The sequence below is a fragment of the Amycolatopsis panacis genome (genome assembly GCF_003600245.1).
GTDB lineage: Bacteria > Actinomycetota > Actinomycetes > Mycobacteriales > Pseudonocardiaceae > Amycolatopsis > Amycolatopsis sulphurea.
The window spans coordinates 1-20,711 of the sequence record NZ_QZFV01000087.1; the positions used below are offsets into that span (position 1 = coordinate 1).

Annotated in this window: 22 protein-coding genes; 10 read left to right on the top strand and 12 right to left on the bottom strand. The window is 69.5% G+C overall.

The annotated features are described in order from the left end of the window. Positions 1 to 182: 182 nt before the first annotated feature. The 8 genes from trmB to D5S19_RS16770 form a co-directional block, all read right to left on the bottom strand. Positions 183 to 890, bottom strand: a complete 708-nt coding sequence (gene trmB / locus D5S19_RS16735; protein ID WP_120024282.1) for a tRNA (guanosine(46)-N7)-methyltransferase TrmB — start codon at positions 888 to 890, stop codon at positions 183 to 185. Positions 891 to 910: 20 nt separating this feature from the next. Further along, a complete protein-coding gene (locus D5S19_RS16740; protein ID WP_233574006.1) occupies positions 911 to 1,405 on the bottom strand; it encodes a hypothetical protein in 495 nt (164 codons plus the stop codon). 242 nt (positions 1,406 to 1,647) lie between these two features. Next, positions 1,648 to 2,391, bottom strand: a complete 744-nt coding sequence (locus D5S19_RS16745) for a hypothetical protein (RefSeq protein WP_120024284.1) — start codon at positions 2,389 to 2,391, stop codon at positions 1,648 to 1,650. After that, a complete protein-coding gene (locus D5S19_RS16750) occupies positions 2,388 to 3,296 on the bottom strand; it encodes an ABC transporter ATP-binding protein (RefSeq protein ID WP_120024285.1) in 909 nt (302 codons plus the stop codon). Before D5S19_RS16750 ends, D5S19_RS16745 begins: the two co-directional genes overlap by 4 nt. 149 nt (positions 3,297 to 3,445) lie before the next feature. Beyond that, complete coding sequence (locus D5S19_RS16755) at positions 3,446 to 4,168, bottom strand: ABC transporter permease (RefSeq protein ID WP_120024286.1); 723 nt, start codon at positions 4,166 to 4,168, stop codon at positions 3,446 to 3,448. A gap of 23 nt (positions 4,169 to 4,191) precedes the next feature. After that, positions 4,192 to 5,115 carry an ABC transporter ATP-binding protein gene (locus D5S19_RS16760; protein WP_120024287.1) on the bottom strand — a complete coding sequence of 308 codons (924 nt, stop codon included), beginning with the start codon at positions 5,113 to 5,115 and terminating at the stop codon, positions 4,192 to 4,194. 228 nt (positions 5,116 to 5,343) lie between these two features. Next, positions 5,344 to 6,000, bottom strand: coding sequence for a response regulator (locus tag D5S19_RS16765; protein WP_120024288.1), 657 nt, complete (start codon positions 5,998 to 6,000; stop codon positions 5,344 to 5,346). Further along, on the bottom strand, positions 5,997 to 7,184 hold the full coding sequence (locus tag D5S19_RS16770) for a sensor histidine kinase (RefSeq protein ID WP_120024289.1): 1,188 nt from the start codon (positions 7,182 to 7,184) through the stop codon (positions 5,997 to 5,999). The genes D5S19_RS16765 and D5S19_RS16770 overlap by 4 nt, the downstream gene beginning before the upstream one ends. 164 nt (positions 7,185 to 7,348) lie before the next feature. On the opposite strand from D5S19_RS16770, the gene D5S19_RS16775 reads away from it, so the two are divergent. The 7 genes from D5S19_RS16775 (at position 7,349) to D5S19_RS16805 (ending at position 15,611) form a co-directional block, all read left to right on the top strand. After that, the gene (locus tag D5S19_RS16775) at positions 7,349 to 8,893 is read left to right on the top strand and encodes a dynamin family protein (protein WP_120024290.1); all 1,545 of its coding nucleotides are present in this window, start codon (positions 7,349 to 7,351) and stop codon (positions 8,891 to 8,893) included. A gap of 30 nt (positions 8,894 to 8,923) precedes the next feature. Next, positions 8,924 to 9,517, top strand: a complete 594-nt coding sequence (locus D5S19_RS16780; RefSeq protein ID WP_120024291.1) for a hypothetical protein — start codon at positions 8,924 to 8,926, stop codon at positions 9,515 to 9,517. A gap of 159 nt (positions 9,518 to 9,676) precedes the next feature. Continuing rightward, positions 9,677 to 10,027: a nucleotide exchange factor GrpE gene (grpE, locus tag D5S19_RS16785; RefSeq protein WP_120024432.1), complete on the top strand. Its 351-nt coding sequence runs from the start codon at positions 9,677 to 9,679 to the stop codon at positions 10,025 to 10,027. After that, complete coding sequence (locus tag D5S19_RS16790; protein WP_120024292.1) at positions 10,024 to 11,850, top strand: dynamin family protein; 1,827 nt, start codon at positions 10,024 to 10,026, stop codon at positions 11,848 to 11,850. The genes grpE and D5S19_RS16790 overlap by 4 nt, the downstream gene beginning before the upstream one ends. Before the next feature lie 125 nt (positions 11,851 to 11,975). Next, positions 11,976 to 12,659, top strand: a complete 684-nt coding sequence (locus tag D5S19_RS16795) for a hypothetical protein (protein WP_120024293.1) — start codon at positions 11,976 to 11,978, stop codon at positions 12,657 to 12,659. 348 nt (positions 12,660 to 13,007) lie between these two features. Continuing rightward, a complete protein-coding gene (locus tag D5S19_RS16800; RefSeq protein WP_120024294.1) occupies positions 13,008 to 14,828 on the top strand; it encodes a phosphoenolpyruvate carboxykinase (GTP) in 1,821 nt (606 codons plus the stop codon). Between the two features lie 195 nt (positions 14,829 to 15,023). Continuing rightward, entirely contained in the window at positions 15,024 to 15,611 is a 588-nt protein-coding gene (locus D5S19_RS16805; protein ID WP_120024295.1) for an EndoU domain-containing protein, read from the top strand. Positions 15,612 to 15,682: 71 nt separating this feature from the next. On the opposite strand, the gene D5S19_RS16810 is transcribed toward D5S19_RS16805, so the two are convergent. Next, positions 15,683 to 15,946, bottom strand: a complete 264-nt coding sequence (locus tag D5S19_RS16810; protein WP_120024296.1) for a helix-turn-helix domain-containing protein — start codon at positions 15,944 to 15,946, stop codon at positions 15,683 to 15,685. 318 nt (positions 15,947 to 16,264) lie between these two features. Here D5S19_RS16810 and D5S19_RS16815 point away from each other — a divergent pair, with 318 nt between their 5' ends. Both D5S19_RS16815 and mctP read left to right on the top strand, forming a co-directional pair. Then, positions 16,265 to 16,543 carry a DUF3311 domain-containing protein gene (locus D5S19_RS16815; RefSeq protein ID WP_120024297.1) on the top strand — a complete coding sequence of 93 codons (279 nt, stop codon included), beginning with the start codon at positions 16,265 to 16,267 and terminating at the stop codon, positions 16,541 to 16,543. Beyond that, positions 16,540 to 18,204 (top strand): monocarboxylate uptake permease MctP, encoded by a 1,665-nt coding sequence (mctP, locus tag D5S19_RS16820; RefSeq protein WP_120024298.1) that lies wholly within the window; start codon positions 16,540 to 16,542, stop codon positions 18,202 to 18,204. The genes D5S19_RS16815 and mctP overlap by 4 nt, the downstream gene beginning before the upstream one ends. A gap of 12 nt (positions 18,205 to 18,216) precedes the next feature. Here mctP and D5S19_RS16825 read toward each other — a convergent pair whose 3' ends face one another. Then, positions 18,217 to 18,864, bottom strand: coding sequence for a hypothetical protein (locus D5S19_RS16825; RefSeq protein WP_120024299.1), 648 nt, complete (start codon positions 18,862 to 18,864; stop codon positions 18,217 to 18,219). Positions 18,865 to 18,910: 46 nt separating this feature from the next. On the opposite strand from D5S19_RS16825, the gene D5S19_RS16830 reads away from it, so the two are divergent. Beyond that, a complete protein-coding gene (locus tag D5S19_RS16830) occupies positions 18,911 to 19,486 on the top strand; it encodes a peroxidase-related enzyme (protein WP_120024300.1) in 576 nt (191 codons plus the stop codon). Here D5S19_RS16830 and D5S19_RS16835 read toward each other — a convergent pair. Together D5S19_RS16835 and D5S19_RS16840 are read right to left on the bottom strand one after the other, a co-directional pair. Next, a complete protein-coding gene (locus tag D5S19_RS16835; RefSeq protein WP_120024301.1) occupies positions 19,474 to 19,761 on the bottom strand; it encodes a hypothetical protein in 288 nt (95 codons plus the stop codon). The two genes, D5S19_RS16830 and D5S19_RS16835, sit on opposite strands and share 13 nt — an antisense overlap. Beyond that, positions 19,762 to 20,691, bottom strand: coding sequence for a bifunctional helix-turn-helix transcriptional regulator/GNAT family N-acetyltransferase (locus D5S19_RS16840; protein WP_120024302.1), 930 nt, complete (start codon positions 20,689 to 20,691; stop codon positions 19,762 to 19,764). It lies immediately after the preceding gene. Positions 20,692 to 20,711: the final 20 nt, after the last annotated feature.

The window sequence follows — 20,711 nt, forward strand, 5'->3', positions numbered from 1 at the left end:
CGCGCTCAAGCGGGTGGCGGCCGAACCACTCAACGACGAATACCCGCGCACCGGGGGTGCGATAGCGCCGGGCCGTTGCCGGGGATGGGAACCCGGCAACGGCCCGTCGTCGTGTCTGTGAAGGGACCCTTCACAGCCTCTGCGTCCGTGAAGGGTCCCTTCACAGCCTGCTTGCTGGCCCGTCAGATCCGTTCGAAGATCAGGTCGTGCGAGACGCGGCCTTCGACGTCGGCGCGTTGCTCGAACTTCGTGACCGGTCGCCACGGCGGGCGCGGTGCCCAGCCACCCGGCTCGTCGGCGTAACGGTTGCGCAGGGCCGGTTCCGCGGAGCACACCGCGAGCATCTGCTCCGCGTAGTGCTCCCAGTCGGTGGCGAGGTGGAAGGTCCCGCCGGGTGCCAGCCGCGAGGCCACCAGCGCAACGAACTCCGGCTGCACGATCCGTCGCTTGTGGTGCTTCTTCTTCGGCCACGGATCGGGGAAGAACAGCCGCACGCCGGCGAGCGCGCCGGGTGCGACGTGTTCGGCCAGCAGGACCACCGCGTCCCCGTGCATCAGCCGCAGGTTCGTCACGCCGAGCTTCTCCGCCCGCAGCATCAGCTGGCCGAGACCCGGGTCGTAGACCTCGGCGGCCAGGTAGTTCAGCTCCGGCGCGGCGGCGGCCAGCTGCGAGGTGGTCTCTCCCATCCCGGAGCCGATCTCCAGCAGCACCGGTGCTTCGCGGCCGAACCACGCGGGGAAGTCGACCGGTCCGGCGGGCAGGTCGGCGACCGTGCGGCCCAGCCGTGGCCAGTGCTCCTCCCATGCCCGCTGCTGCCCGACGGTCATCCGCCCGCCGCGTTTGACGTAACTGACCACGCTGCGCAGCCGTGGCTGGTGCTCGTTCTCCACCCGGACAAGATACGGGCGGGTCAGCGCACCGCTTCGAACTCCCCGAGCCGGGCCCGCAGACCGGCCACCCCGGCCACCGCGATCGGCGGCGGGGTTCCCGCGGAATGCGCGGGCAGCACGTCGATCCAGCCGTCGTGCCGGTCGGTGTTGAGCACCGTGGTCGGGATCGAATGGCCGGACCGGCCGCGTTCGGAGGGCATGAACTCCCAGTAGCCGGATTCGCCGTCCGCGGCCCACGGCACGAACTCCCAGCCCGGCCTGCGGCTGAGCAACTGGGCGACGCGATCCTCGATGCGGAAGCCGAGCGCGCGGGACTCCAGCCGCCCGCTCGCCATCGCGCGCAGCCACCACGGGGCGGGCAGCTGCTCGTCGGACCGGGCGGCCCGGTGGTACAGCGTGAGCACGGCGTCTTCGGCGGCACGGTGCACCCACGCCTGGCGCAGGTCGCCCGGGCGCGTGGCCGGCAACGCGAACCGGGGCAATTCGATTGCCTGGGACCATTCGAGGTCCAGCATCGGTTCGAGCCGGGGCCGGGGAGCCGCCGCACCGCGGGCTGCCGGAATGGCGCTGACGAGATCTTGACCAGCGTCCACCGTCAAGGTTCACCTCCGGTGAGCTGTGTACATCGAGTGCGCTCTAGCCTTCGAATAAACAGGCCACCTGAGCAGTATGTCCGCTCGCTGTGAGGGAAGCCACACCTGCTTAACGTGGTCTTAATCCGTTTGCCTGATGTACAAGCGCGTCCGCACGTGCAGATTCACGCGTCGCGCCGGTTCGCGGTGTACACCCCGGCCGCGAACAACGCCGCGCAGATCGCCGCGAAATACGCGAGATAGGCCCAGGGTCCGAGAGGGGCCGACAGTTTCAGGGTGGTTCTGGTGAAATCCCCACCGGCGAACTGTGCTGCCGCGTAGAACGGCATCCACTGGTAGACATCCTCGCCGATCCGGGGAATCAGCAGCACCAGTCCTTCCACCAGCTGGGTCCACGCCAGCGCCAGTGCCAGGGAGAACGCGGTGCTGCGCAACAACAATCCCACGCCGACACCGAATATTCCGGTGAGCGCGAAGGTGATCGCCTGACCGAACACCAGCCGCCAGTCCGCCGCGGTGTGCAGGGCGAGATCGGCGTCCGGCCGGACCAGCTGCGCCAGCCCCCACGACCCGGTTCCGGCGGCGAGCCCGAGCAGGGCGCACAGCGAACCCACCACGGCGCCCTTCGCCAGCAGTGCGGGCACTCGCGCCGGCACTGCCAGGAAGGTGAGTTTCAGCGTGCCCCAGTTCGCATCGGAGGTCGCGGCGAGCACCGCGAGTACCAGTGCGACAGTCCGGCCGGCGCTCGCGGCAAGCTGGGTGTTGGCGACGTTGGCGGTCACCTCGGCACCGGAGAGCCCGAAGAACAGCGCGGTGAACCCGATCGGCGCGAGCACCGAAAGCGCCGCGCACCACCACGGCGCGCGGGTGCTGAAGAGCTTGATCCGTTCCGCCCGCAGGACGTTCACCGGGCACCTCCGCTCGGATACTCGGTGTCCTGCCCGGTCAGCTCCAGGTACGCCTGTTCCAGCGAACCGGTCAGCGGGGTCAGCTCGTGCAGGGTGACCCCCGCGGTGAACGCCAGCTCCCCGACCGCTGAACTGTCCATTTCGGACACATGAAACACGCCGGGCTCCTCGGTGAACACCACGCCCCGCTCGGTCAGTGCGGTGCGCAGGGCCGCCTCGTCCGGCGTGCGCACGCGGACCTCACGCGGTCCGGCCTTGGCCAGGAACCCGGCCATCGTGCCCTCGTGGATCAACCGGCCCCGGCCGATCACCACCAGATCCTGCGCGGTCTGTTCCATCTCCGGCAGCAGATGGCTGGACACGAACACGGTCCGGCCCTGCTCGGCCAGCGTCCGCAGCAGCCCGCGCACCCAGTGCACGCCTTCCGGGTCGAGGCCGTTCACCGGTTCGTCGAACAGCAGCACCCGAGGGTCGCCGAGCAGTGCCGTAGCGATGCCCAGCCGTTGCAGCATGCCGAGGGAGAAGTGCCCGGCGCGCTTGCCCGCCACCGAAGACAGCCCGACCAGCGCCAGTACCTCGTCAGCCCGGCGGCTGGGCAGCCCGTTGGCCGCGGCCAGCCAGCGCAGGTGCGCTCGCGCGGTCCGGCCCGGGTGCCGCCAGGCCGGGTCCAGCAGCGCGCCGACCGTCCTGAGTGGATCATCCAGCTGCCGGTAGGGCCTGCCCTCGATCAGGGCGGTGCCGGTGTCCGGGGTGTCCAGGCCGAGCAGCAGCCGCATGGTGGTGGACTTGCCCGCGCCGTTCGGGCCGAGGAATCCGGTGACCCGCCCGGGACGCGCGGTGAAGGTCAGATCGCGCACCGCGACGGTGCCGCCGTAGGACTTGCCGAGTCCGGTCGCTTCGAGCACGTTCGCCCCCTCTCGCCGGGCGAACTCTACCGGTACGAAAAATCCGGGCCGCCCCCGAAAGGCGACCCGGATTTTTCTTTCTTCCCCTTTTTCCCCATTGGTCTCGCCGAGTCCGGTCCCGGTCGGCCCGGCGAAACCTTCCCTGTGGGCTACGCGTCGCGCTTGTTCACGACGAAGATCGAGATCACCAGCATCAGTACCGCGAATCCGGCGAAGTAGGCCAGCGAGCCGCCCTGCGAGAGGGAGACTCCGCTGTCCGGGCGGTGGTGCAGGAAGTTTTCCGCGACGTGGAACGGCAGCCAGTCGTAGACCTTTTCGCTGACCAAGCTCACCAGACGCTCGCCCATCAGCGCCCAGATCAGCACCAGCGAGAGCGCGCCGGCACTGTGCCGCAGCAACGCGCCGACACTGAGCGCGATCACCGCGGCCAGTCCGAAGAACACTCCGCCACCGGCGACGTTGATCCAGTCCGCCGAGGTGTTCAGCGCCAGCCCGGGGAAGGGCTGCATGAGGTAACCGATCCCCCAGGCGGCGAAGCCGCCGATCTCGCCGAGCACCAGCCCGAGCAGTCCGACCACGCCGGCCTTGGCCAGCAGCACCGAGGTCCGGTTGGGCACGGCCTGGAAGGTGGTGCGGATGGTGCCGAAGCGGTATTCGGTGGTGATCGACAGCGCGGCCACCACCATGGCCACCGCGACGCCGAACTGGTATCCGCCGGTGGTGTCGGAGACCGAGAGCTGGTCGGCGTGGTTCGAGTTGGTGGCGATGTACATGATGCCGAAACCGCTGGTGAGCAGGATGGCGAGGAGTCCGCCCCACAACGGCGCACGGGTGGTGAAGAGCTTGATGCGTTCGACCGCAAGCAGATTCATGATTCTCTTCCGATACGTGGTGGTCAGTGAGCGGGGGCCTGCTCGGCCAGCCCGGTGTGGTACTCGACGGAGTCGCCGGTGATCTGCATGAAGGCCTGCTCCAGCGATCCGGTCTGCGGGCTCAGCTCGTGCAGCACGAGCCCCGCGGCGGCGGCGATCTCGCCGATCTTGGCACTGTCCAATCCGGACACGATGAGCGCCTCGCCCGCCTCGGTGACCTGCGCGCCGGCCTGCGCCAGGTGCTGCGCCAGGGTGGGCAGCTGCGGCGAACGCACCTTCACCGTGTTGTCCGAGGCGCGCGCCACGAATTCCTCTGTGGACGATTGGGAGATGAGCTCTCCCTTGCCGATCACCACAAGCTGGGTGGCGGTAAGCGCCATCTCGGAGAGCAGGTGACTGGAGACGAACACGGTGCGTCCCTCGTCGGCCAGCCGGTGCATGAACTGCCGGATCCAGAGGATGCCCTCCGGGTCGAGGCCGTTCACCGGCTCGTCGAACAGCAGCACCTCCGGGTCACCCAGCAGCGCCGCGGCGATGCCCAGCCGCTGGGACATGCCGAGCGAGAACCCGCCGGCGCGCTTGTCCGCGACCGAGGTGAGCCCGACCAGGTCGAGTGCCTCGTCCACCCGGCCCTTGGGAATCCCGTTGGACTGGGCCATCCACCGCAGGTGCCCGCGGGCGGAGCGGTTGGGGTGCACCCACTTCGCGTCGAGCAGTGCGCCGATGGTGCGCAGCGGGTGCTTGAGCTCGTGGTAGAGCTTGCCGCCGATGCGGACCTCGCCCGCGGTCGGGCTGTCCAGCCCCAGCATCATCCGCATGGTGGTGGACTTGCCCGCACCGTTCGGCCCGAGGAAACCGGTGACCTCTCCGGACGGCACGGTGAACGAAAGGTTGTTCACCGCCAGGGCGTTCCCGTAGCGCTTGGTGAGACCTGCTGCCTCGATCATCCTTGCTCCCCTCGGTGCGGTCACTGACCTGTCACATGGTGACGGAGTAAACCGGCTCGCGCGTCATCCTGCGGTTCGAATCCGCTGCACGACCTGAGTAGTACACAAACGGGCTACTCAGCAGGGGTCACCTCAGGGAAAACCCCGAGGTGACCCCGAGTTCACCGCGAGTGATCGCGACAGTCCGAAGTGGAACGACGAGAGTACGAAGTGGACTGTTCGGCCGGGTCAGTCCACGCCGGGGCGGGCGAGCCCGGTCTCGTAGGCGAGCACCACCGCCTGTACCCGGTCACGCAGATCCAGCTTCGCCAGGATCCGGCCGACGTGGGTCTTCACCGTGGCCTCGGACAGGAACAGCGATTCGGCGATCTCCAGATTCGACATGCCCTTCGCGATCAGCACGAGCACTTCGCGCTCACGCTCGGTCAGCACGTCGAGCTCGCTCGCGTCGCGGGCAGGGGTGCCGCCGGCGCCGACGAAGCGGTCCAGTAGCCGCCGGGTGACCGACGGGGACACCACGGCGTCCCCCGCGGCGACCGAACGCAGCGCGGAGACCAGATGGTCGGGCTGGGTGTCCTTGAGCAGAAAGCCGGACGCACCGCCCTGCAGCGCCGCGTACACGTATTCGTCCAGATCGAAGGTGGTCATCACCAGCACGCGCGCGGTGCCCGCCGCGGTGATCTGCTTGGTCGCCTCGACCCCGTCGAGCACCGGCATCCGCACGTCCATCAGCACCACGTCCGGCCGCAGCTCGGCGGCCATCCGCACGGCCTGCGCGCCGTCGCCTGCTTCGCCGACGACGTCGAGATCGGCCTGCGCGCCGAGCACCATCCGGAACCCGACCCGCATCAATTCCTGATCATCGACGATGACTACCCGGATCACGAGTCCAATCTAGCCGGAAACACTGCGTGAACCTGCCAGCCGCCCCCCGGGGCCGGCCCGGCTTCCAGAGTTCCGCCGTACACGTTGGCCCTCTCCCTCATCCCGATCAGCCCGTTGCCGCCGGGTACCTGCAACCTCGGCGCGCCGGTTTTCGACCCGGTGGTGACGTCCACGAGCTGGCGGGCCCGGCCCGCGCCGTCGTCCCGGACCAGCACCTCGACGCGGTCGCGGTCGCGGTGCACCCGCACGGCGGCCCGCGCGCCGACCCCGGCGTGCTTGAGCGTGTTGGTCAGCGATTCCTGCACGATCCGGTAAATCCCGAGGGACACCCCGGCGGGCAGGGCGCCGAGTTCCTCGTCGAGTTCGAGGGTGGTCGGCACGCCGGCCGTGCGGATCCGCGTGACCAGTTCGGATACCGCGTTCGCGTCCGGCTGCGGCACCCGGGGCTCACCCTCGCCCTGATCGCCGCGCAGCACGTCGAGCAGCCGCCGCAGTTCGCCGAGCGCGCCGCGGCCGGTCTCGGAGATCGTCTGCAGCGCCCGCCCGGCCAGCTCCGGGTTGCCTGCCAGCGAGAGCTTCGCGCCGTCCGCCTGCACCACCATCACGCTCACCGAATGCGCGACCACGTCGTGCAGTTCCCGGGCGATCCGGCTGCGTTCCTCGGCCACCGCGATCCGGGCGGCCTGGTCGCGTTCGGTCTCCAGCAGATGCAGCCGGGCCTCGACTTCCCGGTGATAGGCGCGGCGGGCGCCCATGAACTCGCCGAGGGTCCAGAACAGCGCGAGGCCCAAGAGGATGAATATGATGTTCGGCAGGCCCCGCTCATCGGGGTCGGCCAGTACCGTCACCGTGTTCATCAGCACGAGCGCGCCCACGTAGAGCAACCCCTGCTTGCGCCCGACGTAGACCAGGATCGTGTAGAGGCTCAGCCCGAGCGCCACGATGCCGGCGACGCCGAGCCCCAGCGTGCTGTGCGCGACGGAAACGGCGTAGACGAGGTAGGCCGCGAGGACCGGACGCTTGCGGCGGAAGGCCAGCGGCGCGACGACCGCGATGTCGATCGGCACGGTGACGTACCAGGGCGGCATCGGCACGGTGTCGGTGTCCGGGAAGGCGGCGTTGCCGAGGAAGAGCATCAGGTCGACGAAGCCGAGGAGGACCGCGATCAGCGTGTCCCCGGCCATCGGGTGGGCACGCATCCACAGACTCAGCCGTCGCACCTTTCAACAGTAGGTCGTGCCCGGCCGGGGTGCGTCGCTCTCGGGTACCACCTTCGATGCGACCGAAGGATGACCGGCATGGCACGATTCGTCCGCGGGCAGGAACACGAGCCGGAAGGACACGGACGGTGACGGCAGCGGCGGGGCAGGGTCGGCTCGCGGGGCCACTGTCGGATTCGGTGGCCGCGCTGTGCCGCCGGTTGCAGTCGCAGGTCTCACCCCGGACCGCGGCCGGCTTCGGCGAGGTGCTGCGAAGGCTCGGCGCGCCCTTGCAGGTGGCCGTGGCCGGGCGGATCAAATCGGGTAAGTCGACGCTGGTCAACGCGCTGATTGGGCGCCGGGTCGCGCCCACCGATGTCGGGGAGTGCACGCGGCTGGTCACGCGGTTCCAGTACGGCACCGTCGACCGGGTCGAGGTGGTGTTCGCCGACGGCCGCAAGCAGGTGCTCCCGTTCGCCGCGGACGGTTCGATCCCGGCCGAGCTGGGTGTGGACATCGCCGAGGTCTCGCACCTGGAGGCGTACCTGACCAACGCGGTGCTCCAGGACATGACTGTGATCGATACCCCGGGCCTCGGCTCGCTCGACGCGGCTTCGGTCTCCCGGACCGAGCAACTGCTCGGCGCCGCGGACCTCGACGATGGTTCCGACGATCTCGACGACACCTCGCGCAACGCGGTGGCCGGCGCCGAGGCCGTGCTGTACGTGGTGACCCAGGGCGTGCGCGCGGACGACCAGCAGGCGCTCGCCGCGTTCACCGCCGCGACGGCGAGCCGGGAGGCAGGCCCGGTGAACGCGATCGCGGTGCTGAACAAGGCGGACACGATCGTCGCGGAGACCGTCGCCGGGGCCGGCGGGGATGTGTGGAAGGCCGCGCAGCTGCTCGCGCAGAAGCAGGCGAGCACGCTCAAGCCGCGGGTCGCGGACGTGCTGCCGGTGATCGGCCTGATCGCCGAATCCGCCGAGTCCGGTGGGTTCACCTCGGCCGACGCGGAGGCGTTGCGGCAGCTGGCCGGGCTCGACGAGGACGTGCTGGAGACCATGCTGGTGGCCGCGGACCTGTTCACCGGCTGGGAATGCGAGGTACCCGCCGGGGTCCGGCTCCGGTTGCTGGAGAAGCTGGACCTGTTCGGTATTCGTAGCGCGGTGGCCCAGATCCGCGCCGATCCGGAGCTGACCACCGGTGCTCTGCGGCGCAAGCTGCTCGACTTCTCCGGTCTCGACGCGGTGCGCCACCGGCTGGCGGTGGTGTTCGCCGCGCGTGCCGACGGAATCAAGGCCGCGGCCGCGCTCGCCTCGGTGACCGCGCTCGCGCACGCCTCCGGCGACCCGGCCGAACGCCAGCGCGTGCACGACGCGATCGAAGTGCTGCTGGCCCGCCCGGAGGCACACCAGCTGCGTCTGCTGGAAGCGTTGACGCTGGTCGCCTCCGGTGCCGTGGAGATGCCCGAGGACCTGGTCGAAGAGGTGCTGCGGGTCGGCAGCAACGCCGAACTCGGCGACCAGCTCGGCCTGCCCGGGGCGAGCCGCCCGGAGCTGGCCGCGCACGCACTGGAGCGCGCGGGCTGGTGGCGGTCGTTCGCCTCGTTCGGGGCCACCCCCGCGCAGAGCCGGGTGGCACACGTCGTGCACCGGGCCTATTTCCTGATCTGGCAGCAAATCCGCGAGCAGTGAGGACCCCCGCCGGACGCGTAGGCTGGTTTCGTGCGGCTGGGGGACACCACTTCGTGGCGGGTGTACTGGGGCAGCGATCAAGGCATCGACCTGGCGCTGTACCTGCGGGACGTGCTCGCCCTCCCGGTCGCCGAAGGCCAGGTGCTGCCGCCGGTGGAGCCGGCGGTCCCCGTGCACGTGCCGCCCGCGCTCGACCGGGCGTCGGTGCAGGCGGGGTGGCCCGGCTGGTGGAACGGGCTGCTGGAAGCCCTCCGTTGCCGCGGGGAGAGCCGGGCCGCGCGCCGCCGTGGCACCCCGTCGCCCGGGGACGGTTCCGCGATCGACCTTGCCGCGCAGCACTTCGCCCAGGCCGCGGCCCGGCATTTCGCCGACGCCCGCCGTCCGGCAGCGTTCCACCGGCGCCAGATCGTCGCCGGTGACCGGCTCGGCCAGCTCGTCCGCGAAACCGAGCTGGAACTCGGCCGCCGGGCGCATCCGTTCCGGTTGTCGGTACTGGAAATTCCGGTGGCCGGCCGGGTCTGGCTGCGCACCGGGGAGGAACAGCTGCTGGTGTCGTCCCGGCTCGCCGAGGACGTGCCCGCGCTGGAACAGGCGATGCGCACGCTGATCCGGAGCCTCGCCTGAGGCGGGTGGCGGAGCGGCCCCGGCGGCTGGTGGAATCTCCGGTGACGAACGGGGGGTGAGCCGGTGACGGGACTCGGCGAGAGCGAAGCACCGACCGGCGAGATCTCGGCCGCGGACCTCGCGCGGATCATCGCGGAGGCCGAGGGAACCGGGGACGGCATGGTCGCGTCGGAGCCCGGTGTGGATCTCGTAGCTACTGCCGGTGAGCTGGATCGTGCGCTGGCCGACCGGCAGGCCCTCATCCAGCTGTGCCTCTACGCGCTCGATCGCGCCCGTAGCAACGGGGTGGCACAGCGGCTCGAAGACGGGCTGGCCGCGATCGGGGTGCTGGCCCTCCGGCCGGACGGTGAACGGTTCGATCCGGCCCGCCACGAGGCGGGCGGCGCGGTGGCCACCGAAGATCCGGCCCTCGAAGGCGTCGTCGCGGAGACCGAGGTGACCGGGTTCGCCGACCAGGAGCGGCTGCTGCGCGCGCCGGTCGTCACGGTCTATGCGAAGCGGGCGCTGTGACGGCACCGGCGCTGCCCGCGCAGGTCCAGGCCGCTCGCGAGCAGCTGCTGGAGGTGGTCCGCGAGGCCGATCCGGCGCTCGCGCAGTGGGTCGCAGACGTGCGCCGGACTCGTTCGGCCAAGCCGTCGGTGGTGGTCGTTGGCGAGACCAACCGAGGCAAGAGTTCGCTGGTCAACGCGCTGCTGGCGAGTCCGGGGCTGTCCCCGGTGGACGCGGACGTGGCGACCGCGACGTACCTGGTCTTCGAGCATGCGGCGCAGTGGGGTGCGCAGGCATGCTACCCCGGGCAGCATCCGTCCGTGCCGTTCGACCTCGGGCAGCTGGTGGACTGGGTGTCCGCGGCACACGAGCTGCCGCCCGGCCAGCTTCCGCCGCGTTACGTCGAGGTGTCCGGCCCGATCCCGCTGCTGGAGCGGCTGACGCTGGTGGACACCCCGGGCGTCGGCGGTCTCGATTCGCGGCACGGCACGCTGGCCCGGGAAGCCGCCGCGGAGGCGACCGCGCTGGTGTTCGTGGTCGACGCGTCGGCCCCGTTCACGAGCACCGAGCTGCGGTTCCTGCGCGACGTCGCGGATCGTGTGGAAACGGTCGTCTTCGTGCTGGCGAAGACCGACGCGTTCCGTGGCTGGCGGGAGATCCTCGAAGCGGACCGCCGGCTGCTGGCCGAGCATGCGCCGAGGTTCGCCGAGGCGGTGTTCCACCCGGTGTCGGTGCGCGTGTTCGAGACCGCGGCGAAGGCGCCGAATGAACAGGTCGCCGCGATGTTGCGGGAGAAGTCCGGGATCGCCGCGCTGCAGGTGGCCCTGCAGGAGTTGCTCGTTGGCCGGTCGATGATGCTCACCGAGGCCAACACGCTGCGGGCGCTCTCCAGCGTGCTGGCGGAGCTGAAAGCCGGGCTCCAGGCGGAAAGCCGCGCGCTGTCCGCGGGCGAGGCCGAGGCTGAACAGCTGCGCGCACGCCGGGACCAGCTGCAGTCCGACCGGCGCACGTCCACCCGGGGCTGGCAGCTGAGGCTGCGCGGGGAGATCCAGCGCACCCGCGTCGAGATCGGGCACGAGAGCAGCCGGGAGATGCGGGAGGCCCAGGCACATTTCAGGCAACGCATCGACGCCGCGAAGCGCGAAGATCTGGCCGCGCTGCCGCAGGATGTGGACATCGCGCTGCAGACCACGTCGCAACGCGTTTCGATGCTGCTTTCCCAACGGCTGAACCAAGTCACGAACGTCGCGCTCGCGGAGCTGTTCTCCCCCGGGGAATTGGACGTGATCCGCGGTCAGTTCGCCAGGGCGGGCGGCCCGCCGGTGGTCCTGCGCCCGCCGGACAAGAAGCCGCCGACGGCCGAGGACAAACTGCTGGTGTTCATGGGTGTTTCCGGCGGCCTCGGCGCGGGCAAGCTGGCCGCGCTGCCGCTGGCCGGGGTCGCTTTGCTGAACCCTGTGGTGCTGCCCGCGACAATCGTGATCGGCCTCGGCGCCGGCTGGTGGATGGCCCGCACCCGCAAGCAGGCCGCGGACAAGCAGCATCTGAAGCAATGGCTGGTCGAGGCCATTGCGGACGCCCGTGCCACGCTCGACCAGCTGGTCGCCGAGCAGCTCATCGAGGCCGAGCAACAGCTGTCGCTGGCCTTGGACGACGCGATGGGCCGCCGGATCGAGGCCATCGAGGCGGAACTGAAGCAGGTCGATCAGACGATCAAGATGGGCGCGCAGGAACGGGCGAAGAAGATCGCGATCGTGGCCAGACGCCTGCGGGAGATCACCGAAGGCCACGCCACGGCTGAGGCGCTGCTCACCCGTATCCGCGCGCTCCGGGACCGGGCGTGATCGGCTGAGGCGGGACTGACCTGGGCACTGATCGGCTTGTGGACGGGAACCGAACCGGCATACCGTGAGTCTCACCGATCGATACAGCTCAGACCCGGCCGTACCAAAAAAAGGGGGCACCACCCATGTGGGTCGACGAGAGCGGCGGCGGCGACGCCAACGGGCCCGAAGCCATGACCGTGCACGTCGAAGGACAGGAGTACCAGGCCGAGGTCAACTACGACGCGGACCACGACGGCGTGGCCGACACCGCCATCGTGGAGCACGGCGACGGGACGGCGCAGGCCTTCCTGGACACCGATCACGACGGGGTCGCCGACCGGTACGAGGTGCTCGGTGCGAGCGGCCAGGTACAGGAAAAGGCTGTCTACGACGAGGCCAGCGGTTCGTGGGTGGAATCCGGTGGCCACGCCGGCGGCACCGATGCGCCGGCCCAGCACACCTCGACCGGCGGGCACATCCACGCCGATCTGCCCGGCGGCGGAGTCGATGCCGGCGCGGCGACCATCGACACCGACCACGACGGGCACAACGACACCGCGGTCGTGGAGACGAAGTCCGGCGGCACCATCGCGTTCACCGACACCGACGGCGACGGTGAGGCGGACGTCGCGGTCGAGATCGGCTCGGACGGCTCCACCAGCACCTACGAGCACAGCGGCCCCGGCCAGTGGAGCGAGACCTCCGGTGCGCCGAACCGGGCGCTCGACCCGGCGGCCGACGCGGCCTGGGGCGGCGAGGGCACCCAGCTGCTCAACGGTGTCGCGCGGATCGACTCCGGCACCGGCCAGTGGATCAGCCCCAACTGAGCTGTCGTAAGTAACCTGCGTCACAGTCGAAGGGCCCGGCGGTTGCCGGGCCCTTCGTCGTATCGGCGCACGGGCAACGCACCCGAATGCGGCGCCCCGTCAGGAGGATTTCCGGCGCTGGACCGAACCGGTGAAACTGAATCGATTCCCTTATCGTTCTTGTGAGAGAACCGACAGGTCAGCTCTCGGTTACCTGCCGGTCATCCGGCTACAGTCGGGGAATCCCAAAACTCGTACACCGGTTCGCCGCCGGTGGGCGAAGCCATTCGGTCGCCGGCAATGAAGCCCGCACCAAGAACCCCGTCGTTCGCGGTGTGGGCTCTTTTGTCGTCGGAGTCAGGAGTAGAGATGACCGCAGTCGCCATTCCCGGGCTGGACAACGCGCCGACGACGCACACCGGCGTGCTGTCCTGGGTCCGGGAGGTCGCCGAACTGACCACCCCGGACCGCGTGGTGTGGGTCGACGGGTCCGACGAAGAGGCCGCCCGGATCAACGAAGGCCTGGTCGAAGCCGGCACCTTCGTGCGGCTGAAGGCCAAGCCGAACTCCTACTGGGCCACCTCCGACCCCGGCGACGTCGCGCGCGTCGAGGACCGCACCTTCATCTGCTCGAAGCGGGAGGAGGACGCCGGCCCGACGAACAACTGGGTGGCCCCGGCCGAGATGAAGGCCACCATGACCGAGCTGTACCGCGGGTGCATGCGTGGTCGCACGATGTACGTGATCCCGTTCTGCATGGGGCCGCTCGGCGACGAGAATCCCAAGCTGGGCTTGGAAATCACCGATTTCGCGTACGTGGTGGCCTCGATGCGGGTGATGACCCGCGCGGGCAAGGCGGCGCTGGACAAGTTCATCGCGCCGGACGGCGGCGAGCGCGAGTTCGTGCCCGCGCTGCATTCGGTCGGCGCGCCGCTGCAGCCGGGCGAGCAGGACGTCGCCTGGCCGTGCAGCGAGACCAAGTACATCTCGCACTTCCCGGAGGAGCGCGCGATCTGGAGCTACGGCTCCGGCTACGGCGGAAACTCCTTGCTGGGCAAGAAGTGTTACTCGCTGCGGATCGCCTCGGTGATGGCCCGGGACGAGGGCTGGCTGGCCGAGCACATGCTGATCCTCAAGCTGATCTCGCCGGAGGAGAAGGTCCACTACGTCGCGGCGGCGTTCCCGAGCGCCTGCGGCAAGACCAACCTCGCCATGCTGCAGCCGACCATTCCGGGCTGGCGCGCGGAAACCCTCGGTGACGACATCGCCTGGATGCGGTTCGGTGAGGACGGCCGGCTCTACGCGGTGAATCCGGAGTTCGGTTTCTTCGGCGTCGCGCCGGGCACCGACTACCACACCAACCCGAACGCCATGCGCACCATCGAGCAGGGCAACACGGTCTTCACCAACGTCGCGCTCACCGACGACGGGGACATCTGGTGGGAGGGCATGGAGCACAAGCCCGCGCACCTCACCTCGTGGAAGCACCAGGACTGGACGCCGGAGTCCGAAGAGAAGGCCGCGCACCCGAACTCGCGTTACTGCACGCCGATGTCGCAGTGCCCGATCCTCGCCCCGGAGTGGGACGACCCGCAGGGCGTGCCGATCTCGGCGATCCTGTTCGGCGGGCGGCGCAAGACCACCGTGCCGCTGGTGAACGAGGCCCGCGACTGGCAGCACGGCGTGTTCATGGGCGCCACGATGTCCTCGGAGACCACCGCCGCGGCGGCCGGCGCGGTGGGCAACGTGCGCCGCGACCCGATGGCGATGCTGCCGTTCCTCGGCTACCACGCCGGTGACTACTTCAAGCACTGGCTGGACCTGGGCAAGAACGCCGACGCGAACAAGCTGCCGAAGATCTTCTACGTCAACTGGTTCCGCCGCGGCGACGACGGCCGGTTCCTGTGGCCGGGCTTCGGCGAGAACTCGCGCGTGCTCAAGTGGGTGCTCGATCGCGTGGAGGGCAAGGGCGACGCCACCGAGACGCCGATCGGCTACGTGCCCGCCGCGGCCGACCTGGACACCGATGGCCTGTCCGAGCCGGTCGAGGACATCGAGGCCGCGCTGGCCGTCAACCCCGAGGAGTGGCGGGCCGAGCTGCCGCTGATCGAGGAGTGGTTCGCCAAGATCGGCCAGGTGCCCGCCTCGCTGCGCGACGAGCTGGACGCGCTGGCCCAGCGGCTGGGCTGAGCCCCGGAGTGTCCGAAAGGGACGTTCGTGCCACGGCGGTGCGAACGTCCCTTTCGTCTCAGGCTGTGAAGGGTCCCTTCACGGTCGCTGAGTCCGTGAAGGGACCCTTCACGGACTTGCCGCGCGGCCGCGGCCGGCTGACCGGCCGAACGCGCGCGGCAGAGTTAGGCTCCGTGCCGACGAGAGGAGCCCCGAATGGGTGGTGGACACGGCTCCGGCGCCGGTCATCGGGCGACCACGGAGTTCCCGTCCGGCTGGAGTGCCGAGCAGATCATCGCGGTGCTGAAGGACGTGGCCAACGACCCGGACGGACCCCGCCGCCAGCAGTACAACGGCCGCTGGCGCTGCGCGGGTGAGCGGTACGGCGTGCACGTCGCGGTCCTGGTGAACGGCAACGGCCACGTGCACACCGGCTACCCGTTGTCCGGCCCCGGCGTGCTCCGCAATCCCGACACCGCCCGTGACCCGGCGAACCCCGCCGTGACGGACCGCTCGGGCAACCGCATCAGCTACTTCCTCGACAGCCTCCTGCAGCAGCTGACCGATCGCCTGGCCAAGCGGGATCTGGCGTACTACCTCGAACTCCAGTGGTCGGGCGAATGGGAGGAACTGGCCGACACTCTGGCCGCGCACTTCACCCACACCGGTTTCCGGCTGACCGCGGACGAGTTCGCCGATTTCGAGAAACTGCTCAACTCGTTCGACCTGCCCGCCCGCGACTGCGACTTCCTCAACGACCGCACCCGCATCCTCGCCGAGCTCGCCCCCGCTCAAGGGCTGTGAAGGGTCCCTTCACAGCCTCAGCGTCCGTGAAGGGACCCTTCACAGCCTGCGAATCGAGGGTGCGGGGAAGGCTAGCTGGCTTGGGAGAGGCTGGTGGGGTCGCAGTCCAGGCGCAGCCGATCCAGGGGTAGCTGCACGGCGTCCGCGATCGCCGCGACGGTGAAGAACGCCGGGGTCGGGATCCGGCCGGTTTCGATCTTGCGCAGGGTTTCCACCGAGATTCCCGCCTCCTCGGCCACCTCGGTCATGCTCCGGCTCGCCCGGGCGGCGCGCAGCACCACGCCCAGCCGCTCGCCGCGGGAGCGTTCTTCGTCGGTGAGGGGCACGCGCACCATGCCGCCCAGTTTAGCCACAGAGTTGTCCACTGCCTGTGGACAACTCTGTGCACAAGGGAGCCGGGGCCGTGGACAACCGGACCGGGACACAATTTCTGGGGGCGTCCGGTGGTTCGCGACACCGCACAATGGGGTTATCCGCATACCGCCGATCGGCGGTACAAGCCCGTTCCCGGCGGGTTCTCCACGGATGTGTCCACAGCATCCGGGTTGGAAAACCACTCTGGTCAAATCGATACCGGGCAGCTGTGCCGCGCGCCACGCCGAGGTTCTAGGGTCAGGCCGTCGCTGTGTCGCGCAAGTGTTAGGTGAGGTCCCATGTCCACTGCCAAACCGGACCGGCGGGTGCGCGGATTCCAGTTCAGCGCCTGGAATCTGCTGTTGCTCATCCCGCTGCTGATCCTGGTCACGCCGCTGTTCAACTCGGATGAGCCACGCCTGTTCGGCATGCCCTTCTTCTACTGGTTCCAGCTGGTCTTCGTGGTGGCCGGCGTGCTGTGCACCGGCATCGTCTACTGGGCGACCCGGAACAAGCCGGCCAACCCGGCCCGCGAGGAGCGGGATGTGGACGACCTGGACGAGGGGAACGCCCGATGAACCACATCCAATGGGTCGAGCTGAGCATCTTCATCGTCCTGTTCGCGCTGGTCACCGTGCTCGGCTTCGTCGCGTCGCGGTGGAAGGCGGGCGGTTCGCTCGACCACCTCGACGAATGGGGCCTCGGCGGCCGGAGGTTCGGTTCGTGGATCACCTGGTTCCTGCTCGGCGGTGACCTCTACACCGCCTACACATTCGTCGCGGTGCCCGCGCTCGTGTTCAGCGCCGGCGCGCTCGGCATGTACGCGCTGCCCTACACGATCGTCGTCTATCCGATCGTGCTGCTGCCCGCGTTGCGGATGTGGTCGGTCAGCCGGTCCAAGGGGTACGTGACTCCGGCCGACTTCGTCCGCGGCCGCTTCGGCTCGCCGACGCTGGCGCTGCTGATCGCGATCACCGGCATCGTCGCGACCATGCCCTACATCGCACTGCAGCTGGTCGGCCTCGAAGCCGTGCTGCGCACCATGGGCATCAACGGTTCCGGCATCGTCGGGCACCTGCCGCTGCTGGTCGCCTTCCTGATCCTGGCGCTCTACACCTACCAGTCGGGCCTGCGCGCGCCCGCGCTGATCGCGTTCGTCAAGGACATCCTGATCTACCTCGTGATCATCGTGGCGATCGTCTACCTGCCGTCCAAACTCGGCGGCTGGAGCCACATCTTCGACACGGCCAAGGAAACGCTGGCGAAGCCGAGCCCGGCGACCGGCAAACCGGCCGGTTCGATCCTGCTGAACTCCAACAACCAGCTGCAGTACGCGACGCTGGCGCTCGGCTCGGCGCTCGCACTGTTCCTGTACCCGCATTCGCTGACCAGCGTGCTCGCCTCCCGCGGGCGCAACGTCATCAAGCGCAACATGGTCGCGCTGCCCTCCTACTCGTTCGTGCTCGGCCTGCTCGCGCTGCTCGGGTACGTCGCGATCACGGCCGGGGTGAAGCCGTTGACCAACGCGGCCACCGGCAAGCCGGACGGCAACACCATCGTCCCGCTGCTGTTCGATTCGCAGTTCTCGAACTGGTTCGCGGGGATCGCGTTCGCCGCGATCGGGATCGGCGCGCTGGTGCCCGCGGCGATCATGTCGATCGCCGCGGCGAACCTGTGGACCCGCAACATCTACAAGGAGTACATCCGCAAGGACGCGACCCCGAGGCAGGAGGCCAAGCAGGCCAAGCTCGCTTCGCTGGTGGTGAAGCTGGGCGCGGTGCTGGTGATCATCCTGATCGACCCGCAGTTCTCCATCGACCTGCAGCTCATCGGCGGGGTGCTGATCCTGCAGACGCTGCCCGCGGTGGCGATCGCGCTCTACACCCGGTGGTTCCACAAGGCCGGGCTGATCGCCGGCTGGGTCGTGGGCATGGGCTGGGGCCTGATCATGCTGTACGGCATTCCCAACCCGGCCAACGGCAAACAGCACTTCGGCGGGTCCGCGCTGGCGATGGGCAACCTGTCGATCTTCGGCTGGCACCCGTTCGGCGGCACCGGGCTGGCCGCGGTGCAGATCTACCCCGGTTTCGTGGCGCTGATCGCGAACATCCTCGTCGCGGCGGTGGTCTCGGTGCTCGCCCGCGCGCTGAAGTGGAACCCGGGCCGGGACGACACCGGCCCGGAGGACTATCACGCGGACGAGCACGACAAGGACCTGCGCCCGATCGGCGCGCACTGAGCGCCCTGAGTCCTAATCGGACGAAACGGCCCGCTCATCTTCCGGTGAGTGGGCCGTTTTCGCGATCATGGCGTTCGAGACCACGTACAGCACCACCGCGTTGAGCAGGTGCCACAGGAAGTGCGTGCCGGTCGGGAAGACGTCGCACACGACCTCGTCGACCTGGCGAAAGGCCAGTGACAGCGCGAAAATCGCCCCGGCTACCGCGAAGTGCGCCCAGTACGGATCACGCGCGACCGCGAGTGCCACCGTGAACACGGCAAGCCCGATGAGCGCCGGCAGGTAGAGCCCGCCACCGAACGCCGCCGTCGCCACGGTCAGTCCGGCGAATGCGGGCGCGGCGAGCCAGGACCACCGCATTGGCACGCCGAAGAACATCCGCGGGAACATCGCCGCGTAATACAGCAGGAACACCGCGATCGCCGACGAGTCCGCGACCGCGCCCCAGCGCGTGGCGACCAGGTGGAACACGGTGCTGGCCACGAACACCAGCCCGATCAGCCCGGCGAGAAGCCGCCCGTGCCGCTGTCCGTTCGCTCTCCACCAGACCAGCCCGGCAGCCACTAGGAAGGCCAGGTTGGTCACGTCGTTGAACGGCTCACCCCACAGCCCAGGGGCGAGCCGTTCGCAGTAGCCGTCCACATACGCGGTCCAGTCCACGCCCGTAAGGAAACTCCTCCCGGGTCAACGGAGATACCTTGGGGGCATGAGCGATGCGGTGAGCCGGTTCCCGGTGACGGAACTCGAAGACCTGCCCGACGACCTGCGTACCCGGATCGGGGCCATCGCGGAGAAGTCCGGATTCACGCCGAACATCTTCCGCGCGCTCGGCCACCGGCTGGCCGAGCTGCGGGCCTTCCTCGACTACCACGACGCGCTGATGGAGCGCGAGGGCGGACTCAGCAAGGCCGAACGCGAGCTGGTCGTGGTCGCGACGTCCGGGGCGAACCACTGCACTTACTGCGTGGTCGCGCACGGGGCGATCCTGCGGATCCGGGCCAAGGACCCGGAGCTGTCCGACCGGGTGGCCGCGAACCCGTGGCAGGTGGAACTCGACGAACGTGGCCGCGCGATCGTGGATCTCGCGCTGGCGCTGGCCCACGAGCCGGCGTTGTTCGGCGAAGGCGATCTCGACGCGGCCCGCGAGGCCGGGCTCACCGAGGACGAGATCTGGGACGTCGGCGCCATCACCGCGCTGTTCGCGATGTCCAACCGATTGGCGCACCTGACCGCGTTGCGGCCCAACTCGGAGTTCTATCTGATGGGCCGTCAGAAGCGGTAGAACGGTCCGGGCAGGTCCCGGCTGAGCTGGAACCGGATGCGCAACCAGCTGCGCATCCGGTTCAGCGGTTTGGTCCAGATCCGCGGTGCCGGGCCGAAGTAGCGCGGGTCCCGGTGCGGGGTGAACGCGTCGCCGGTGAGGATGACCACCTCGTGCCCGCGAGGGCAGCGACCGGAAACCGAGAGCACCCCGCGGGTGAGGTTCTCGACCCAGTCGATCTCGTCGACGCCCAGCAGCGTTCGACGGTCGCAGACAGCGCAGTAGGCGACGAACACCTAGAACTCCAGCCGCCAGATCTCTTCGGTCAGCAGCGGTCCGAACTCGTCGGTGGGGTACTGATCGGCGAGTTCGAACCCGGCCGCACGGTAGATCCCGCGGGCGGCGCTGAGCACCGACAGCGTGGACAGCTCCATCCGGGCGTACCCGTGCGAACGGGCGAACTCGACGCACTCCCGCACGAGCCGCTTGCCGACGCCGTGCCCGCGCGCGGCCGGTTCCAGCAGGAGCATCCGCAGCTTCGCGAGGTCCGGGTCGGCGCCGGGCATGCAGAAGATGCTGCCGACCCGCACACCGTCCAGCTCGGCGATCCAGCCGGTCTGGCGGGGATCGGGGTGCTCGGCGTAGTCCGCGACGATCCTGGTCACGAGTGCCTCGAACCGTTCGTTGAGCCCGTACTCCTCGGCGTATTGCTCACCGTGCCGCTGCGTCACCCAGCCGAGATCACCCGGACGTGGGGCGCGCAGCGTCACCATGGGCACCGGGTGCGGCGGCTCGCCGACGAGTGCGGTGATGGTCCCCATCGCGCCGAGCAGACGTCGCTGGTCGCGGTCGGGGAACCGTTCCAGCAGCCCGCCGATCCGCCGGGTCGAGCGGCCGTTCAGATCGGCGAACGCCGCCCGGCCCGCCGCGGTCAGCGCGACCACCTGCTTGCGCGCGTCGCTCGTGCTGCGCTCGCGCACGAGCAGGCCGCGGGTTTCGAGCCTGCTCAGCAGCCTGCTGGCGTACCCGCCGTCGAGGGAGAGCCGCTTGCGCAGCTCGGTGACCTGGACCTGCTCCTGCTGGGCGAGTTCGAACAGCACCCGGGCCTCGCTCAGCGAGTACTCGGCGTCGGCCGGGCCCTCGTCGAGCACGCCGATCACGCCGGTGTAGAGCCGGTTGAACGCGCGCACCGCGGCGACGCGTTCGGCCAGACTGGAGCCGGTCATCCTGGATCACCTCAACCTCG

What these genes read in the sequence shown, in the direction of transcription:
- D5S19_RS16740 (WP_233574006.1), bottom strand. Translation starts at nt 1,405, where the DNA reads ATGCTGGACCTCGAATGGTCCCAGGCAATCGAATTGCCCCGGTTCGCG.
- D5S19_RS16755 (WP_120024286.1), bottom strand. Translation starts at nt 4,168, where the DNA reads ATGAATCTGCTTGCGGTCGAACGCATCAAGCTCTTCACCACCCGTGCG.
- D5S19_RS16760 (WP_120024287.1), bottom strand. Translation starts at nt 5,115, where the DNA reads ATGATCGAGGCAGCAGGTCTCACCAAGCGCTACGGGAACGCCCTGGCG.
- D5S19_RS16770 (WP_120024289.1), bottom strand. Translation starts at nt 7,184, where the DNA reads ATGGCCGGGGACACGCTGATCGCGGTCCTCCTCGGCTTCGTCGACCTG.
- grpE (WP_120024432.1), top strand. Translation starts at nt 9,677, where the DNA reads ATGGTCGCGTCGGAGCCCGGTGTGGATCTCGTAGCTACTGCCGGTGAG.
- D5S19_RS16795 (WP_120024293.1), top strand. Translation starts at nt 11,976, where the DNA reads ATGTGGGTCGACGAGAGCGGCGGCGGCGACGCCAACGGGCCCGAAGCC.
- D5S19_RS16800 (WP_120024294.1), top strand. Translation starts at nt 13,008, where the DNA reads ATGACCGCAGTCGCCATTCCCGGGCTGGACAACGCGCCGACGACGCAC.
- D5S19_RS16805 (WP_120024295.1), top strand. Translation starts at nt 15,024, where the DNA reads ATGGGTGGTGGACACGGCTCCGGCGCCGGTCATCGGGCGACCACGGAG.
- D5S19_RS16810 (WP_120024296.1), bottom strand. Translation starts at nt 15,946, where the DNA reads ATGGTGCGCGTGCCCCTCACCGACGAAGAACGCTCCCGCGGCGAGCGG.
- D5S19_RS16815 (WP_120024297.1), top strand. Translation starts at nt 16,265, where the DNA reads ATGTCCACTGCCAAACCGGACCGGCGGGTGCGCGGATTCCAGTTCAGC.
- mctP (WP_120024298.1), top strand. Translation starts at nt 16,540, where the DNA reads ATGAACCACATCCAATGGGTCGAGCTGAGCATCTTCATCGTCCTGTTC.
- D5S19_RS16830 (WP_120024300.1), top strand. Translation starts at nt 18,911, where the DNA reads ATGAGCGATGCGGTGAGCCGGTTCCCGGTGACGGAACTCGAAGACCTG.
- D5S19_RS16840 (WP_120024302.1), bottom strand. Translation starts at nt 20,691, where the DNA reads ATGACCGGCTCCAGTCTGGCCGAACGCGTCGCCGCGGTGCGCGCGTTC.